We start from the raw sequence: 15,894 nt of genomic DNA, 5'->3' as shown, positions 1-15,894 counted from the left end.
ATGCAGCCGTGGTGACTCCCCTTCTGCCCGGGCCCGTGCAGCGCCTCGCCGCCTGGTGCGTGGTCGTGCTGCTGGTCGCCGGAGTGATCGCCGTCGGCGTGTGGCTGTGCGTGGTCTTCAAGACCGCCGTCACGCCCGTACTGCTCGCTCTGCTCGGCACCGCCCTGCTCGGGCCGCTGCACCGGCGGCTGATCAGGGTGGGGGTGGGCCGGTCCCTGGCCGCCGCGCTGACCTGCCTGGCCGTCGTCGCCGTCGTGGGCGGCGCGGGCTACGTCATCGTCACGGCGCTCATCGACACCGGCGACGAGATCACCGCCTCGCTGCGCCGCGCGGGAGAGGGCCTGAGCGAGCACTTCGGCGCCGCGGGGACCTCCTTGGAGGACCTCGCCAAGAACGCCAAGGAGTTGCTGGCCAAGTTCGGCGGGACGGCAGCCTCCGGCGTCGTCACCGGCCTCAGTGTGGTCGGCGAGATGATCGCGACCGGCGTGCTCGCGCTCCTGCTGATCTTCTTCTTCCTGCGCGACTCCGACCGGGCCGCGGGCGCGCTGCGCTCCCTGGTGCCCGACGCCACCGGTGACACCGTGGAGGCGGTGGCCCGGCTCGCCTTCAAGGCCGTCGAGGGGTTCATGCGCGGGACCACGTTCATCGCGCTGATCGACGCCGTGTGCATCACCGCCGGGCTGCTGGTGCTGCGGGTGCCCGGGGCGGTCGGGCTCGGGGCGCTGGTGTTCCTCGGCGCCTACATCCCTTACCTCGGCGCGTTGCTCTCCGGGGCGCTCGCCGTGCTCGTCGCCCTCGCCGACCGGGGCTGGGTGATCGGGCTGTGGGTGCTGGGAGTGGTGCTCGTGGTCCAGGTGGTGGAGGGCCACGTCCTCCAGCCGCTGATCCAGAGCCGCATGGTGCAGATGCACCCGGCGGCGGTATTGCTGGCCATCACGGCGGGGGCGAGCGTCGCCGGGGTCCTCGGCATGCTGCTCGCCGTACCGCTGACAGCCGCCGCGTCCGCGGTGCTGTCGGAGCTGCGCACCCGCTACGCGGCGCGCGGGCAGGCCCCCGCGTGACGGTGACCTGCCCGCGCTCCCACGTCAGCGCGTGCGCTCGGTGGTGGGTACGGTCCCCAGCCGGCCGGCCTGGAAGTCGTCGAAGGCCTGCTGGAGTTCGTGCTTGCTGTTCATGACGAACGGTCCGTAGTGCGCCATCGGTTCCCGGATGGGACGGCCGCCGAGCAGGACGATCTCCAGCGCCGGGGCGTTGGAGTCCTGCGAGGCGTCGGCCCGCACGGTGAGCGAGCCGCCTTCGCCGAACACGGCCGTCTGCCCGGTCTGGACGGGCCGCCGGTCCTCGCCGACCGAACCGCGCCCGGCCATGACGTAGGCGAGGGCGTTGAAGTCCGCGCGCCACGGGAGGGTGATCTGCGCGCCCGGGGTGACGGTCGCGTGGATCATCGTGATCGGGGTGTGGGTGATGCCCGGGCCCTGGTGCCCGTCGAGCTCACCGGCGATCACGCGGAGCAGCGAGCCGCCGTCCGGGGTGGTCAGCAGCTGCACCTGACCGCCACCGATGTCCTGGTAGCGCGGGGGCATCATCTTGTCGGAGGCGGGGAGGTTCACCCACAGCTGGAGGCCGTGGAAGAGTCCGCCGCTGACGACGAGCGACTCCGGCGGGGCCTCGATGTGCAGGAGCCCGGAGCCGGCGGTCATCCACTGGGTGTCGCCACCGTTGATGACGCCGCCGCCGCCGTTGCTGTCCTGGTGGACGAAGGTTCCGTCGATCAGGTACACCGGGGGCGGTCGTGACGGCCAGCACCTTGCGGGCGGCGGTCTCCTGGGCCGGTTCCGCGACGCGGGGGAGCGTCAACGGGTTCTCCACAGTCACTGCAGGCATGGTCGGAACCTCCTTCTGCTTCGACTTTAGTTGAAAGTCGAACTTTCTGCCACACCCGACTGAACAGCGCCCCCCTCGTCCGCATTCCCGCCCCGTCCCAAGACACGACGAAGCCCGCCGCCGCCGAGGATTCGGCGGGGCGGGCTCGTGTGCGCGGGGCTCCGGTGGCCGGCCGTCTACGCGGTAGCGGCGTCTAGCCATCTGCGCAGCAATGGCGTCTAGCCATACATGCGGCGCATCGCGTAGTCGACCATCTGCTCGACCGCCTTCGCGTCGAACACCATCCGGTGGTCGCCCTCCATGTCGAGGACGAAGCCGTACCCGGTCGGGAGCAGGTCGATGACCTCGGCGCCGGTGATCACGAAGTACTTGGACTCCTTGCCGGCGTACCGGCGGAGCTCCTTGAGCGTGGTGAACATCGGGATGACCGGCTGCTGCGTGTTGTGCAGCGCCAGGAAGCCGGGGGTCTCGCCGCGCGGGCAGTAGACCTTCGAGGTGGCGAAGATCTGCTGGAAGTCCTCGGCGGCGAGCTGGCCGGTCGTGAAGGCCCGTACGGCGTCCGCGAGGGAGGGCGGAGACGGCTCGGGGTACAACGGCGGCGCCTGTTGCGCGTACCCCTGCGGGGGCTGCTGCGCGTAGCCCTGCTGGGCACCCGGGTTCTGGTCGTAGCCGTACATGCGCCGAAGCCTACCGAGGCCGCGGGCCGCCGGGGCCGGGACCGCCCTTCAGGGCCGCAACGAAGGGGGTCCACGCCGCCGCCGTGACGATCACGGCGGGCCCGCCCGGCCGCTTGGAGTCCCGGACGGGCACGATCCCGTCCAGCCCGTCGGCCACCTCGACGCAGTTACCGCCGTCGCCATTGCTGTAGCTGCTCTTGCGCCAGATCACGGCACCGAACTCAGTCCCGTTGCTTGCCATTTCTGTACTCCTCAGCAGCTTGCTCGATCACGGCGAGAGAGTCCTCCGGCGACAGCGCGGCGGCCCTGAGGCGATCGTATGACGTGCGATACCGCTTAACGAGGGCCGGATCGTCCACGACCTGGCCGTGATACGGGCCCTCCGTGTACGCGAGCGGCGGCTCGTCCTCGAATTCCATGAACATGAGCGGGAGCCCCAGGAACGGCTGGATCGCAGAACTCCACAACAAGAGCTGTGGAACGATCCGGCGGCGCCGCGCCAGGGCGGCGATGTGGTCGAGCTGATCGGCCATCTCGCCCGGCGGCAACAGCGGCTGGCGCACCAGGCACTCATGCAGGATCGTCCAGTACTCCGGCCTCTTCGGGTCCTCGAACAGAGCGGCCCGCTGCATACGAGCCCGGACCTTCGCATCCACCTCCTCCGGAAGGTCCAACGGATGGGTGGAGTGGATGACAGCCCGTGCGTACGGCTCCGTCTGGAGCAGACCAGGGATGAGCGCGTTGCTCCACTCCTCGATGGTCCGCGCCCGCGCCATCGCCTCCGCGACCGGGGCGAAGTACTCGGCGTGCGCCCCCCGCTTGGCCTTACGGACGTCCTCGCAGCGCCGCGAGAAGAACCCGTCGGTCCTCAGCACCTGGTCGACATGCCGGGCGAGATCCTCCGGCATCCGCCGCTGGGCCCGCTCGATCTCGCTCAGGTAGGTGGCCCCGTAGAAGCTGTTCTCCACGGCCTGCTGAAGCGTGAGGCCTGCCGCCTCCCTCCGCCAGCGCAACTCCTTGCCGTAGAAGGCCGGGACGCTCGCCGAGCCATCAATGTCCTTACGTGCGGCCACAATCGCCCGCCTTTCCACACCTCGCACCGTGGAGCCGAAACCCTTCCCACGGTACGCACCCCGGCCGCAGGCTGTGAGCGGTTCGTCACAGTCAGTCCCCACAGGAACGGAACCCCCCCATGAGCACACACGCCGCCGACCGAGAGGCGATCGACGCCTTGGCCCAGCTCCGCGCCGCGCTGGCCTCGCACGGGATCACGTTGCCGTCCCTCGACCTCCACCTCGCCTCCTACGCCAGCGGCTACGGCAACCCGCCCCTCATCACCCTCGGCAACTGCAACACCGCCACCGCGCAGCGCCTGGCCGCGGCCCTGGCCGACCGGTGAACGGGCTCACCATCCGGCTGCTCGCCACGCCCGAGGCGGTGCCCGGGGTGCGGCGGGCCGTGCGGGAGCACCTCGGCGGGCCGTGCGCCGACGTGCAGCTGTGCGTCAGCGAGCTGCTGACCAACGTGATCACCCACCTCGGCGACGGCACCCCCGTCACCCTGCGGATCAGCGGAAGGGCATCCCGTACGCGGGTCGAGCTCACCGACCCCGATCCGCGCGCGTGGCCCGTGCTGCGCCGGGCGACCGACACCGACGAGTCCGGCCGCGGGCTGGCCCTGCTCGATGCAGTGACCCTGCGCTGGGGGGTGACACAGGGGACGGAATGCAAGACCGTGTGGTGCGAGCTTGAGCCTGGTCACAGTCCGGACCGGAGGGTTGCTCTTATTACCGGTGGGTAGCATCATGTTGTTACCGATTGGTATGTACGAGGAACCTGTCTCCCCGAGCCTTAACGGAGCCGTCGCCATGGGGCACTACAAGTCGAATCTCCGCGACATCGAGTTCAACCTCTTCGAGGTGCTCGGACGCGACAAGCTGTACGGCACCGGCCCGTTCGGCGAGATGGACACCGAGACCGCCAAGAGCATCCTGGCCGAGCTCACCAAGCTCGCCGAGAACGACCTGGCCGCCTCCTTCGAGGACGCCGACCGCAACCCGCCGGTCTTCGACCCGGCCACCAACACCGCGCCCGTCCCGGCCTCCTTCAAGAAGAGCTACCAGGCCTTCATGGACTCCGAGTACTGGCGCCTGGGCCTGCCCGAGGAGATCGGCGGCACCACCTCGCCCCGCTCCCTCATCTGGGCGTACGCGGAGCTCCTGCTCGGCGCCAACCCGGCCGTCTGGATGTACTCCTCCGGTCCGGCCTTCGCCGGCGTGCTCTTCGAAGAGGGCAACGAGGCGCAGAAGAAGATCGCCGAGATCGCGGTCGAGAAGCAGTGGGGCTCCACCATGGTGCTCACCGAGCCGGACGCCGGCTCGGACGTCGGCGCCGGCCGCACCAAGGCGGTTCAGCAGGCCGACGGCTCCTGGCACATCGAGGGCGTCAAGCGCTTCATCACCTCCGGTGAGCACGACATGTCGGAGAACATCCTCCACTACGTCCTCGCCCGCCCCGAGGGCCACGGCCCGGGCACCAAGGGCCTGTCCCTCTTCCTCGTCCCGAAGTTCCACTTCGACTGGGAGACCGGCGAGCTGGGCGAGCGCAACGGCGTCTACGCCACGAACGTCGAGCACAAGATGGGCCTCAAGGCGTCCAACACCTGCGAGATGACCTTCGGCGACCAGCACCCCGCCAAGGGCTGGCTGATCGGCGACAAGCACGACGGCATCCGCCAGATGTTCATGATCATCGAGTTCGCCCGGATGATGGTCGGCACGAAGGCCATCGCCACCCTCTCCACCGGCTACCTGAACGCGCTGGAGTACGCCAAGGAGCGCGTGCAGGGCCCGGACCTGGCCAACTTCATGGACAAGACGGCCCCCAAGGTCACCATCACGCACCACCCCGACGTGCGCCGCTCGCTCATGACGCAGAAGGCGTACGCGGAGGGCATGCGCGCCCTCGTCCTGTACACCGCGTCCATCCAGGACGAGATCCAGGTCAAGCAGGCCGCCGGCGAGGACGCCTCCGCGCTGGTCGGCCTCAACGACCTGCTGCTGCCGATCGTGAAGGGCTACGGCTCGGAGAAGTCCTACGAGCAGCTCGCGCAGTCGCTGCAGACCTTCGGCGGTTCCGGTTACCTCCAGGAATACCCGATCGAGCAGTACATCCGGGACGCGAAGATCGACACCCTCTACGAGGGCACCACGGCGATCCAGGGCCAGGACTTCTTCTTCCGGAAGATCGTCCGCGACCAGGGCGCCTCCCTGAACGTCCTCTCCGAGACGATCAAGAAGTTCCTGGCCGAGGCCGTCGGCGGCGACGACCTCGCCCCGGCGCGCGACGCGCTCGCCAAGGCCGCGGTCGACCTGGAGGCCATCGTCGGCCAGATGATCGTCGACCTCACCGCCACCGGCGAGGACGTCAAGAACATCTACAAGGTGGGTCAGAACACCACCCGCCTGCTGATGGCCTCGGGTGACGTCGTCGTCGGATACCTGCTGCTCAAGGGCGCCGCCGTGGCCGCCGAGAAGCTGGCCGGCGCCGCCGCGAAGGACGTCCCCTTCTACACCGGCAAGATCGCTGCCGCGAAGTTCTTCGCGGCGGAGGTCCTCCCGGGCGTCTCGGTCCAGCGCGCGCTGGCCGAGAGCGTCGACAACAGCCTCATGGAGCTGGACGAGGCCGCGTTCTAGGCCTCGGGGCTTGCGCCGCCTCGGCGGTCACGGCGGCCGGACCCCCTCGCGGGGGTCCGGCCGCTGCCGTACGGGAACCGGCCTTCCCCGGCCGCCGGCCGGCCCGGGAGCCCGGGCCAGGTGGCGGCCGGACGCCGCGGGACGGCGGGGCGGCGCGGCGTCAGGACCCCGCGACCTGCGCATTCCTTGCTTGTCAGTCGGCCGTGGGACGCTCTAGGCATGACGCCACAGGATCAGCACGGCAACGGCAGGGGGTACTCCGTCCCCACCGGGCGGCCGTACGCCCTCAAGGAGCTGCAAGCGATGCTGGGCAGCCTCGGCGACCACGCCCGGGAGCTGTACGACGGCTCCCACCCCGCCGAGTACGAGGGCCTCGCCGACGCGCTCTACACCGCGTTCCAGACCGCCGCCGGGCTGGCCCCCGCCAAGAGCTACACCGGCTGCCCCGAGCACCCCAACGGCGCCCTCGACCCCGAGGCGCCCGACGGCTGGGGCCGCTGCCTGATCTGCAACGACCGGCGAAGGCTCGGCCTGCGCAGGCACGGCGGACGCCCCGGCCCCGCCGCCCCTGTCCCCGGGGAGCAGCGCCGGCTGGGATACCCGGTGCCCGAGCCGCCGTACACGCACGAACTGCTGCGCGGGTACCTCCGCACGATCGAGGACCAGCGCTTCCACCTCGGCATCTCCTCCCCCGCCCAGGACTTCGTACGGATCGCGGACGACCTGCACCGCGCCTTCATCGTCGCCCGGGAACTGTCCCGCCCCCGCAACGCCTCCGGATGCTCCGAACACCCCGGAGCACCGATCGACCCCGATGCACCGCCGGGTGAGGCCTGTATCTTCTGCGCCGGACGCAAAAGACGCGCACAGCGCCCGCCGCAGACCCCCGAGATGCTCCCGCGCATCCGCCGGGGCGAGCGACGGCAGCTACAGCGCCGATTCGAGCGTCCGCCGGGCTGAAAACGACGGGAACGCGGGCCACACACCCCGCGCCGCCCTGACCTTTCCGCTATCCGCCGCAGTCCGGCCATGGCGAACACGACCGTCGTTAAGGTGAACCACATGAGCTCTCCCGCCCACTTCGACCGCGGCCACACCGACGACCTGATGGCCTTCCTGACGGCCAGTCCGTCGCCGTACCATGCCGTGGCCAATGCGGCCGAGCGGCTGGAAAAGGCCGGTTTCAGGCAGTTGTCGGAATCGGACGCCTGGGATTCGGGTACGGGGGGCAGGTTCGTACTCCGCGGCGGGGCGATCATCGCCTGGTACGTACCGGAGGGCGCCTCCGCGCACACCCCGTTCCGCATCATCGGCGCCCACACCGACTCCCCCAACCTGCGCGTCAAGCCGGTCCCCGACACGGGCTCACAGGGCTGGCGGCAGATCGCGGTCGAGATCTACGGCGGGACGCTGCTCAACACCTGGCTGGACCGCGACCTCGGTCTGGCCGGCCGGCTGACCCTGCGGGACGGCAGCGAGCGGCTGGTGAACGTGGACCGGGCGCTGCTGCGCGTGCCCCAACTCGCCGTGCACCTGGACCGGTCGGTGAACACCGACGGGCTCAAGCTGGACAAGCAGCGCCACATGCAGCCGATCTGGGGTCTGGGCGAGGTGCAGGAAGGCGACCTGATCGCGTTCCTGGAGGAGGAAGAGGGCCTGCCCCAGGGCTCGGTGGCCGGCTGGGACCTGATGGTCCACTCGATCGAGCCGCCCGCGTATCTCGGCCGCGACCGCGAGTTGCTGGCCGGGCCGCGCATGGACAACCTGCTGTCGGTGCACGCGGGCGTCGCGGCGCTGGCGGCAGTCTCGGGGGCCGGTTCGGGGGCCGGTTCGGGGGCCGGTTCGGGAAGGGCGAAGCTCGACCACATCCCGGTGCTGGCCGCCTTCGACCACGAGGAGAACGGCTCGCAGTCGGACACCGGCGCGGACGGCCCGCTGCTGGGCAACGTGCTGGAACGTTCGGTCTTCTCGCGCGGCGGCTCGTACGAGGACCGGGCGCGCGCCTTCGCGGGCACCATCTGCCTGTCCTCGGACACGGGCCACGCCGTGCACCCCAACTACGGGGAGCGGCACGACCCGACGCACCACCCGCGCGCCAACGGCGGCCCGATCCTCAAGGTCAACGTCAACCAGCGCTACGCCACCGACGGCAGCGGACGCGCGGTGTTCGCGGGCGCCTGCGAGCGGGCCGGGGTGCCGTGGCAGACGTTCGTCTCCAACAACTCGATGCCGTGCGGCACGACGATCGGCCCCATCACGGCCGCCCGGCACGGCATCCAGACCGTCGACATCGGCGTGGCGATCCTGTCGATGCACAGTGCCCGCGAACTGTGCGGCGCGGACGACCCGTTCCTGCTGGCGAACGCGCTGGTGGCGTTCCTGGAGGGCTGAGTCCCCCCTGCGGGCCGCGCCGCTCCCGGCAGCCGGGATGCGGTGCGGCTTCGGCCGGGCGGGTCGATATCGGCGGCGCCGCGGTGCGATGAACGTACGGTGACGCTCCGTCATGTTGTGCTGGGGTTCCGCCCCTCCCGGCCGACGAGGAGAGTCCCGTGCTCCGCCTGTTCCGCCTGTCCCGCCTCGCCCTGGGCACCGCCCTGGCCCTGCTCCTGGCCGCCCCCGCCGCGGCCGCGCCGAAGCCGCCGAAGTCCGCGGACCCGCAGCTGTCCCTCGTGGATCCGCGCATCGTCGCGCACTTCGACTTCGGGGCCGGCGAGACGCCGGAGAACATCGCCCTGGAGCCCGACGGCTCCGCCGATCTGACCCTCGCGATCGCCCGTCAGGTGGTCCGGGTGGACCGGCACGGCGGGAAGCGGGTCCTCACGACCCTGCCCGACGTCGCGGACCCGCGGACTCCCCTGCTCGGCGTCGCCGTCGTGAGCGGGATCGTCCGCACCCACGACGGAACGCTCTACGTCGGCTACAACACCGGAACGGCCGAGAGCGGCATCTACCGGATCACCCCCGACCGCAAGGTCTCCAAGCTCGTCGACATGCCCCCGAGCGGCTTCGTCAACGGCCTCGCCCTCGACGAGCACCTCGGGCTGATCTACGCCGCGGACTCCGTCCTGGGCACGGTGTGGCGCATCTCCCTGGACGAGGAGCCCGAGGTGACGGCCTGGGCCACCGGCCCGGCTCTGGAGCCGACCACCTTCATCGGCGCGAACGGCATCAAAGTGCGCGGCCACGCGGTCTGGGTGTCGAACTTCGACCGGGGCACGCTGCTGCGGATCCCGGTCTCCGAGGACGGGTCCGCGGGGAAGACCACGACGCGCGCCACCGGGCTGGCGGGGATCGACGACTTCGCGTTCGCCGGACACGGCGAGACGGTGCTCGCCGCGCTGAACACCACCGCGAGCGAGCTCGCCCTGATCCGGCCCGACGGCACCCACCGCATCGCCTTGACCAAGGCGGACGGGCTGTCCGGACCCACCTCCGTCGCGGTCCGCCACCACAAGGTCTTCGTCACCAGCGGCGCCTTCCTCGACGGCGTCGACCCGAACCTGCTGGTCGCCGACGCGGTGGAGGGCAAGGAGAAGCCGGAGGACCACGACGGGCCCGAGGGCTGAGCCGCAAGAGCCGCAAGAGCCGCAAGAGCCGCAAGAGCCTGACGGCCGGAACCCGAGACGGGCTCCGGCCGTACGGCGCGTCGTCGTGGCCCCCGCTAGGCGTCCATTCCCGCGAGGACGAGCGGGAGACGGGCGGCCCCGTCCGCGGTGACGGTCACCGGGACGCCCCAGTCCTGCTGGTGGACGTGACAGGCCGGGTACTCGTTGGCGGGGTCGTCGTCGCAGGACGCGGCCATCGCCGAGACGTGCAGCACGCCCTCGGTGACCTCCGGGTTCAGCGTCAGGTCGCGGAAGAGGTCCGTCCCCGGGCCGTCGCCCGCCGCCAGCAGCTCGGGCGGGGTCGAGGAGACCAGGAGGCGGGTCGAGGGCCCGTAGCGGGTGTCGAGCTTCTGTCCGCTCGGCGCCTGGAAGACCACGTCGAGCCGGAGCGTGCCGGGCGCGACCTCGGTGGCGGCGCGCTGCGTCCGGTGCGCGACCGCGTCGACCCGTACGGCCTCCTCGGGCAGCCGCAGCCGCGTCAGGCGGTGCCGGGCCGACTCCACGACGACGATGTCCCCGCCGACGAGGACGGCGTCGCTGGGCTCGCGCAGGTCGGTGGCGAGGGTGGAGACCTCGCCGCTCGCCGGGTCGAAGCGGCGCAGCGCGTGGTTGTAGGTGTCGCAGACCGCGACCGAACCGTCGGGCAGCGCGGTCACCCCGAGGGGGTGCTGGAGCAGGGCCTGGGCGGCGTCGCCGTCGCGGTGCCCGAAGTCGAAGAGCCCGGTGCCGACGGCGGTCCTCACGACGTACTCCTCGCCCTCGCGTTCCAGGTACCGCAGGGCGCTGGTCTCGGAGTCGGCGACCCACAGCCGGTCCTCGGTGGCGGCCAGCCCGGACGGCTGCGCGAACCAGGCCTCCGCGGCGGGGCCGTCCACGAGCCCTTCGTTGGTCGTGCCGGCGGCCACGCCCACGGTCCCCGTCTGCGGGTCCCAGGTCCACAGCTGGTGCACGCCCGCCATGGCGATCCACACCTTGCCCTGCCACCAGGCGACGTCCCAGGGCGAGGACAGGTCGACCTCCGCCGCGGGCCCTGAGGTGGGCGAGCCCTGCCACCACTGGCGGCCCGTCCCGGCGACGGTCTCCACGGCCCCGGTGGCGGGGTCGAAGCGGCGCAGCGCGTGGTTCACGGTGTCGGCCACGATCACCGACCCGTCGGGCAGCAGCGCGAGGCCCTGCGGCTCGCTGAAGCCGTCGGCGGTGAATGCGCGCTCACCGCTGCCGATGCGCCGTACGACGCTCTCCCCGTCGGCCCCGAGCTCCACCAGCTGGTGCCGGGTGGAGTCCGACACCAGGAAGTTCCCCGAGGGCAGCAGCAGCGCCTTCCCGGGGAAGCGCAGGTCGCTCGCTACGGGCTCGGGCGCCACGTACGGCCCGTCCCCGCGCCTCAGGGTCCCCTTGGCGGCGTGCTCGGCCTCCAGCTCCCCCACCAGCCGCTCGATGGCGTGCGCGTGCCCCTCACCGGCGTGCTGGGCGACGACGTACCCCTCGGGGTCGATCACGACGAGCGTGGGCCATGCGCGTACGGCGTACTGCTTCCAGGTGGCCAGCTCGGGGTCGTCCAGGACGGGGTGGTGCACCTCGTACCGCTCGACGGCGTCCACGACGGCCGCGTGCTCGGCTTCGTGGGCGAACTTCGGCGAGTGCACGCCGACGATCACCACGGTGTCGCGGTGCTTCTCCTCCAGCTCGCGCAGCTCGTCCAGGACGTGCAGGCAGTTGATGCAGCAGAAGGTCCAGAAATCCAGGATCAGGATCCGGCCTCGGAAGTCGGCGAGCGTCAGGTCCTTCCCACCGGTGTTCAGCCAGCCGCCCTTGCCGATCAGCTCGGGGGCACGGACACGGGCGCGGCGGGGCGCGGGCGCGGGGGTGGGCGCCGGGGCAGCATCGTTCATGTTTCAAGCTTGCCATCCCAGTCCGGATGCACCCCCAGGGGTGACGACGGTCGGGAGGCGGCCGTGGCAGGCTGGCCGCAGGCATCGAGGGAGGCGTCCGGCATGACGAGCGCGTACGACTACGGCGAGGGCATCGACCCCGAGCGTGCCCTGAAGTACGCCATCCAGCACCACAGCGGCGACCGCACCGAAATCATTGAAGGGGTCATCAGCAACGTGACGCCTGGCTGGGACCACGAACGGACCGCGAAGATCGTCCGCCGCCAGATCGAACGGCGGGTGGATGAGCTCGGCTGCGTCGAAGGCTCGGGCAATCTCGATCTGCCGAGATCGCCCAATTGGTACGTGCCTGATGTGGCAGTCGTGCCCGATCACCTCGCGCGCGGCGGTTCGTCCCTCCTCCCCGATCAGACCCTCCTGATCGTCGAGGTGACCTCGGAGTCCAACGCCGAGACCGACCGCGTCGTCAAGCGCAAGCGGTACGCCGAGTACGGCGCGCCGCTCTACCTGCTGGTCGACCGGCTGGACAAGACCGTCACCCTGTTCTCCGAGCCCGGGCGGCTCGGTTACGCCCGCGTCGACGGGCCGCACGCGTTCGGGACACCCGTGCGGCTGCCGGAGCCGTTCGGGATCGTGCTCGACACCGGCGCGCTCTAGGACAGGAAGGAGTCCAGGGAGCGGGCGAGGGCCGTGACGAAGGCGTCCTGGACCTCGGCGGGGACGAGGTCGAGGGACAGGTAGGGGTTGAGGTCCTCCAGCTCGACCAGGAGGAGGTCGCCGGAGGGGGTGCGGCAGGCGTCCACGCGCTGGATGCCGTGGGTGAGGGTGTTCCACTCGATGAAGGTGCGGGCGAAGGCGAGGTCCGCCGGAGTCGGGTGGTAGGGCTCCAGCTCCCAGCGACGTGCCGGGTCGGGGGCGTAGAGGGCGTACTGGAAGGCGTCGTCCACGAAGTAGAACGACACCTCGTACGCGAAGTCGATCCGCGGCTGGATCAGGGTCCGGCCCGGCTCCGCGGCGGAGGGGTCCGCCGTGAAGGCCAGGCCGACGGAGTCCGCGCCCCGCTTGGGCTTCACCGCGTACTGCGGGACCCGCGGCAGCAGGTGCAGGTGCGCCGGGTCGTCGACCGTCGGGATCACCGGGTAGCCGGCCGCCGTCAGGTCCGGCAGGTACTGCTTGCCCGCCATGTCCCCCCGCCCCGTCAGCGGGTTGTAGACGCGGACGCCGCCGGCGAGGGCGGCGGTGCGGAAGGCGTCGTAGGCCTCCTGGTAGTGCAGGACCGGGCCGCTGTTGCGGACCACGACCGCGTCGAAGCCGCCCATGAGGGTCTCGGCGTCGCGCGGGTGGCACAGGGCCAGCGGGAAGTGCCCGCGCAGGCGCCCGGTCAGGAATATGTCCTCGTCGCAGTAGCGGCGGCCGCGCGCCGGGTACGTCAGGTCGGTGACATAGAGCAAAGGCATGACGGCAACCTATCGCGGGCACGGATCAGGCCATGAAATACCTCGTACGGGACAAAGTGCTGGCCATCGGGGACGACTACTGGATCGAGGACGAGGACGGCCGCCAGGCATTCCTCGTCGACGGCAAGGCCCTGCGCCTGCGCGACACCCTGGAGCTCAAGGACCGCGACGGGCGGATCCTGATCACCCTGCGGGAGAAGTGGTTCGCCTTCCGCGACGCGATGACCCTGGAGCGGGACGACCGCCGGCTCGCGGTGATCCGGAGGAAGCGGCTCTCCCTGCTGCGCAACCACTACCTCGTCACCCTCGCCGAGGGCACCGAACTGGACGTCAGCGGGCGCATCCTCGACCGGGAGTTCAAGGTCGAGTACGACGGCGAGCTGCTCGCGCTGATCTCCCGCCAGTGGTTGCGGGTCCGCGAGACGTACGCGGTGGACGTCGTCCGGGAAGACGCGGACGCGGCGCTGCTGATCGCCGTCGCCGTGTGCGTGATCCGGATGGCCGAGAAGGAGCGGGAGGAGCGGTAGCGGGGCCGGCGGGGGCCGGCTCAGCGGCCGCGCGCGGTCAACTGGCCCTGGGCGTAGGGGTCGGCCTCGGGGGTGTACGGGCCGCCGTGGTCCGCGAGGAGGTCGGTGATCCGCCGCCATTCCGCCAGGGCGGCGCGGGTGGAGGCGTCGGCGCCGTCCGCGACGGCGGCCTCGGCCCGCTCCAGGGCGGCCGCCGTCTGGTGGTGGGTCATGCCGGTGGCCTCGGCCCGTACCCGGTCGCGGGCCGTGATCTCGTCCGGGGTCGGTTCGTGCGGCTCCAGTTCCGCCTCGACCATGGCCTCCACGGCTTCGCGTTCCTGCGACATGACGCCTGCCCCCCTGATCCGGTTCGTCCGCCGTCGCCGCCCGTGTACCCCGTGGCCGGGCGGCGAACCGCCGTCTCAGCGCCCGAGGCGGCGGTCCTTCAACGCCGGGAACTGCTCCCGCGTGTCGGCGACCTTCGCCGGATCCAGCTCCACCGTGAGCACGCCCTCGCCCGGCCCGGCCTCCGCGAGCACCTCGCCCCACGGGTCCACGACCAGGCTGTGCCCGGCCTGCTCGACGCCCGCGTGGGTGCCGGCCAGCCCGCACGCCAGTACGTACGCCTGGTCCTCCACGGCGCGGGCCCGGTTCAACAGCGTCCAGTGGGCGCGCCGCCGGGCCGGCCAGCCCGCGGCCACGACCATCGTCGTGGCCCCGGCGTCCACCAGGCCGCGGAACATCTCCGGGAACCGCAGGTCGTAGCAGGTGGCGATGCCGAGCGTCTGCTCGGGCAGGGTCACCGTGGTCAGCGTGTCCCCGGCGGCCATCAATACCGCTTCGCCCTGGTCGAAGCCGAAGCGGTGGATCTTGCGGTAGCTGGCGGCGAGCTCACCGGCCGGGGAGATCACCAGCGCGGTGTTGTAGAGCGACCCGTCGCCGGCGCGCTCCACGACCGAGCCCGCGTGGAGCCAGACCCCGGCGTCGCTCGCGGCCTTGGACATCGCCTCGTACGTCGGGCCGTCCAGCGGCTCCGCCTCGGTCTCGAACTGCTCGTAGGCGAACGCCCCGACCGTCCACAGTTCCGGCAGCACGACGAGGTCGGCGGCGGACTGCTCCCGTACGAGGTCGGCCACGCGGGCGCGCCGGGAAGCTACCGACTCGCCCTCGTTCACGGCGACTTGGATCAGAGAAGCGCGCACACTACCACCGTCCTTGCATTGCGTCCGTCAGCTCGGGCCTACGATCGTCACACGAAAGCTCTGCCGGGGTGCTCACCGGCAGCGTACTTTTGGGCACAGTCCACAACGCGCCACTGAACAGCACGCGAGGGGTCCCGTTGACCGTCCATCCCAGCCTCCAGCCCTATGCCGATGCGTGGACCCATTCCATCGAGGCGATATCCGAGCTGGTCCTCCCCCTGTCGGAGGGCGAGTGGAACCGGGCCACTCCCTGTCCCGGCTGGTCGGTCCGTGACGTGGTGTCGCACATCATCGGCATCGAGTGCGAGCAGCTCGGCGATCCGCGGCCGATCCACACGCTGCCGCGCGACCTGCGCCACGTCGTGGACGAGTTCACCCGGTACATGGAGGTGCAAGTTGACGTCCGGCGCCACCACACCGCCCCGGAGATGACCTCCGAGCTGGAGTACACGATCATCCGGCGCCAGCGTCAGCTGCGCAACGAGAAGCGGGATCCGGCCACGCTGGTGCGGGGCCCGCTGGGCGACCAGGTGCCGCTGGAGTTCGCGCTGCGGCTGCGGGCGTTCGACGTGTGGATGCACGAGCAGGACCTGCGGGCGGCGCTGGGCGTGCCGGGGAACTGGGACTCGCCCGGCGCGTACGTGGCGCGGGACATCCTGCTGGCCGGGCTGGCGAAGGTGGTCGCGAAGGAGGCGGGCGCGCCCCCGAACTCGGCCGTGGTGCTCGACGTGCACGGGGAGCTGGAGTTCATGCGGACCGTGCGGGTGGACGCGCAGGGGCACGGCACGCTGGACAAGGCGCCCTCGCTGGGTCCGGCGGTGACGCTGGCGATGGACTGGCAGACGTACGTGCGGCTCGCGGCGGGACGGGTACGGCCGCACACGGTCGCGGACCGGGTGAAGGCCGAGGGCGACCCGGCCCTGGCGGAGGCCATCCTGACGCGCTTCGCCGTGACCCCGTAGCCGCCGCCGGCCCGC

At 71.3% G+C, this 15,894-nt stretch carries 17 protein-coding genes and 1 pseudogene; 10 read left to right on the top strand and 8 right to left on the bottom strand.

Annotation, left to right across the window (positions count from 1 at the left end; translation table 11 throughout):
• The first annotated feature begins 11 nt into the window (after positions 1–11).
• Positions 12–1,061 carry an AI-2E family transporter gene (locus tag IE207_RS20295; RefSeq protein WP_229873843.1) on the top strand — a complete coding sequence of 350 codons (1,050 nt, stop codon included), beginning with the start codon at positions 12–14 and terminating at the stop codon, positions 1,059–1,061.
• 24 nt (positions 1,062–1,085) lie between these two features.
• Here the strand turns inward: IE207_RS20295 and IE207_RS20290 are convergent.
• The 4 genes and pseudogenes from IE207_RS20290 to IE207_RS20275 form a co-directional block, all read right to left on the bottom strand.
• Positions 1,086–1,884, bottom strand: a pseudogene (locus IE207_RS20290) (pirin family protein).
• A 218-nt stretch (positions 1,885–2,102) separates the two neighbouring features.
• Positions 2,103–2,561, bottom strand: coding sequence for an SseB family protein (locus IE207_RS20285; protein ID WP_190185660.1), 459 nt, complete (start codon positions 2,559–2,561; stop codon positions 2,103–2,105).
• A 10-nt stretch (positions 2,562–2,571) separates the two neighbouring features.
• On the bottom strand, positions 2,572–2,802 hold the full coding sequence (locus IE207_RS20280; protein ID WP_190185659.1) for a DUF397 domain-containing protein: 231 nt from the start codon (positions 2,800–2,802) through the stop codon (positions 2,572–2,574).
• Entirely contained in the window at positions 2,783–3,634 is an 852-nt protein-coding gene (locus tag IE207_RS20275) for a helix-turn-helix domain-containing protein (RefSeq protein WP_190185658.1), read from the bottom strand. Before IE207_RS20275 ends, IE207_RS20280 begins: the two co-directional genes overlap by 20 nt.
• Positions 3,635–3,753: 119 nt before the next feature.
• On the opposite strand from IE207_RS20275, the gene IE207_RS20270 reads away from it, so the two are divergent.
• The 6 genes from IE207_RS20270 (at position 3,754) to IE207_RS20245 (ending at position 9,821) form a co-directional block, all read left to right on the top strand.
• Positions 3,754–3,960 carry a hypothetical protein gene (locus IE207_RS20270; protein WP_190185657.1) on the top strand — a complete coding sequence of 69 codons (207 nt, stop codon included), beginning with the start codon at positions 3,754–3,756 and terminating at the stop codon, positions 3,958–3,960.
• Positions 3,957–4,361, top strand: a complete 405-nt coding sequence (locus IE207_RS20265) for an ATP-binding protein (protein ID WP_190185656.1) — start codon at positions 3,957–3,959, stop codon at positions 4,359–4,361. Before IE207_RS20270 ends, IE207_RS20265 begins: the two co-directional genes overlap by 4 nt.
• Before the next feature lie 67 nt (positions 4,362–4,428).
• On the top strand, positions 4,429–6,255 hold the full coding sequence (locus IE207_RS20260) for an acyl-CoA dehydrogenase (RefSeq protein ID WP_190185655.1): 1,827 nt from the start codon (positions 4,429–4,431) through the stop codon (positions 6,253–6,255).
• Positions 6,256–6,474: 219 nt separating this feature from the next.
• Positions 6,475–7,215: a hypothetical protein gene (locus IE207_RS20255; protein ID WP_190185654.1), complete on the top strand. Its 741-nt coding sequence runs from the start codon at positions 6,475–6,477 to the stop codon at positions 7,213–7,215.
• 102 nt (positions 7,216–7,317) lie between these two features.
• Positions 7,318–8,646: a M18 family aminopeptidase gene (locus tag IE207_RS20250; RefSeq protein WP_190185653.1), complete on the top strand. Its 1,329-nt coding sequence runs from the start codon at positions 7,318–7,320 to the stop codon at positions 8,644–8,646.
• Between the two features lie 158 nt (positions 8,647–8,804).
• On the top strand, positions 8,805–9,821 hold the full coding sequence (locus tag IE207_RS20245; RefSeq protein ID WP_190185652.1) for an SMP-30/gluconolactonase/LRE family protein: 1,017 nt from the start codon (positions 8,805–8,807) through the stop codon (positions 9,819–9,821).
• Positions 9,822–9,916: 95 nt separating this feature from the next.
• Here the strand turns inward: IE207_RS20245 and IE207_RS20240 are convergent, their stop codons facing one another.
• Positions 9,917–11,752, bottom strand: coding sequence for an NHL domain-containing thioredoxin family protein (locus IE207_RS20240; RefSeq protein ID WP_190185651.1), 1,836 nt, complete (start codon positions 11,750–11,752; stop codon positions 9,917–9,919).
• A 102-nt stretch (positions 11,753–11,854) separates the two neighbouring features.
• Here IE207_RS20240 and IE207_RS20235 point away from each other — a divergent pair, with 102 nt between their 5' ends.
• Positions 11,855–12,409 (top strand): Uma2 family endonuclease, encoded by a 555-nt coding sequence (locus tag IE207_RS20235; RefSeq protein ID WP_190185650.1) that lies wholly within the window; start codon positions 11,855–11,857, stop codon positions 12,407–12,409.
• Here the strand turns inward: IE207_RS20235 and IE207_RS20230 are convergent.
• Positions 12,406–13,209 carry a hypothetical protein gene (locus tag IE207_RS20230; RefSeq protein WP_190185649.1) on the bottom strand — a complete coding sequence of 268 codons (804 nt, stop codon included), beginning with the start codon at positions 13,207–13,209 and terminating at the stop codon, positions 12,406–12,408. The two genes, IE207_RS20235 and IE207_RS20230, sit on opposite strands and share 4 nt — an antisense overlap.
• Before the next feature lie 32 nt (positions 13,210–13,241).
• Here IE207_RS20230 and IE207_RS20225 point away from each other — a divergent pair, with 32 nt between their 5' ends.
• Positions 13,242–13,736, top strand: coding sequence for an LURP-one-related/scramblase family protein (locus IE207_RS20225; protein WP_190185648.1), 495 nt, complete (start codon positions 13,242–13,244; stop codon positions 13,734–13,736).
• Positions 13,737–13,756: 20 nt separating this feature from the next.
• On the opposite strand, the gene IE207_RS20220 is transcribed toward IE207_RS20225, so the two are convergent.
• Entirely contained in the window at positions 13,757–14,062 is a 306-nt protein-coding gene (locus tag IE207_RS20220) for a hypothetical protein (RefSeq protein WP_190185647.1), read from the bottom strand.
• 75 nt (positions 14,063–14,137) lie between these two features.
• Positions 14,138–14,917: a carbon-nitrogen family hydrolase gene (locus tag IE207_RS20215; protein ID WP_190185646.1), complete on the bottom strand. Its 780-nt coding sequence runs from the start codon at positions 14,915–14,917 to the stop codon at positions 14,138–14,140.
• Positions 14,918–15,054: 137 nt separating this feature from the next.
• On the opposite strand from IE207_RS20215, the gene IE207_RS20210 reads away from it, so the two are divergent.
• Positions 15,055–15,879 (top strand): maleylpyruvate isomerase family mycothiol-dependent enzyme, encoded by an 825-nt coding sequence (locus IE207_RS20210; protein WP_190185645.1) that lies wholly within the window; start codon positions 15,055–15,057, stop codon positions 15,877–15,879.
• Positions 15,880–15,894: the final 15 nt, after the last annotated feature.

Source organism: Streptomyces cirratus (assembly GCF_014650775.1).
GTDB classification, from domain to species: domain Bacteria; phylum Actinomycetota; class Actinomycetes; order Streptomycetales; family Streptomycetaceae; genus Streptomyces; species Streptomyces cirratus.
Note: the sequence above shows the minus strand (reverse complement) of the source record. Positions and strands in the feature narration are given on the sequence as shown.